Origin of the sequence: Mycobacterium sp. E2462, assembly GCF_001672685.1 — a bacterium.
Taxonomy (GTDB): Bacteria; Actinomycetota; Actinomycetes; order Mycobacteriales; family Mycobacteriaceae; genus Mycobacterium.
Genome location: NZ_LZKC01000183.1, coordinates 1 through 1138, shown reverse-complemented (window position 1 = coordinate 1138; position 1138 = coordinate 1). Strand labels below are relative to the sequence as shown.

Annotated in this window: 1 protein-coding gene; it reads right to left on the bottom strand. The window is 74.6% G+C overall.

Annotated features, from left to right (window positions below):
• Window positions 1-219: 219 nt before the first annotated feature.
• A partial coding sequence (locus A5714_RS08860) for a nitronate monooxygenase family protein (RefSeq protein ID WP_068284616.1) occupies window positions 220-1138 on the bottom strand: 919 nt, incomplete at its 5' end.

Genomic DNA, 1138 nt, shown 5'->3' with positions numbered 1-1138 from the left:
CATTGCCCTGGCCTGCGACGGGGGCCGGCGAGGGCGGCGCCGAGGAATCCGGGTCGGCCGCCGCCACCGCGGCCGACGCGGCCCAGCCGGCGACCATCAGACTCGCGACGGCCACTCGCGCCGCGGAAGGAACTGCACCCATATGCAGAAAGCGTACCGGGGCCGCGAGGCGAAATCATAAAGCTGCGGATTCGGACCAGCGGCGATACCGAAGGGTCGTCAACCCCGCGGTGGCTCCGGCGCGCCCGCGCGGTTCAGGATCCGGGCCGCGTCGGCGACCATGTCCTCGACGATGCTCGCGGCCGGCTGGATGTCGCGGATGCGGCCCACGCCTTCGCCAACGAGGATGCCCGCGGTGTCGAAATCCTCGGCCGCCAGCGCCGCCTGGAAGGCGGCGACCGCCTCCGGCAGCGACGCCGTCAGCTCGGCTTCCTTGCCGTGCCAGGTGTCGAGGAAGGCGTTGGTCAGGGCCCGCGCGGTGTACATGGGCGGCCAGTCGAGCCGACGCACCAGGTCGTAGACGGTGGTCCGCACGGTGTCGTCACCGCCGGCGCGGACGGCCCGCTCGTGCGCCCGCGGCGACACCAAGGCCTCCGGCGACGCCCAGAACCGGGTGCCCACGACCGCCCCGTCGGCGCCCAGGGCCAGGGCGGCCGCCAAGCCGCGCCCGTCGGTGACCCCCCCGGCGGCCGCCACCAGGGTGGCGGGCGAACGCGCGGCGACCAGGTCGGCGACCTCGGGCACCAGCGTAAAGGTGGAGCGGACGCTCATGCCGTGCCCGCCGGCTTCGCCGCCTTGGGCCACCAAGACGTCTGCGCCGGCGTCCAGGGCCTGGCGCGCCTGCTCGAGATTTTGCACCTGGGCCATCAGCGCGGCCCCCGCCGCGCGAATCCGCTCGGCGAACGGTTGCAGGTCACCGAAGGACAGCAGCACCGTCGGCGGGCGCTGCGCGAGTGCGATGTCGAGCACGTCGGGCCGCAGGTTCCAGGTGATGAACCCGTATCCGACGCGGGCGCCGGCGGCGCGACCGATTTGCTCCCGCAACCAGTCGGGGTCGCCGTAGCCGCCACCGATGAGGCCCAGGCCACCGGCGGCCGTCACCGCCGCCGCGAGCCGGCCCCCGGCCACCAGGGCCATC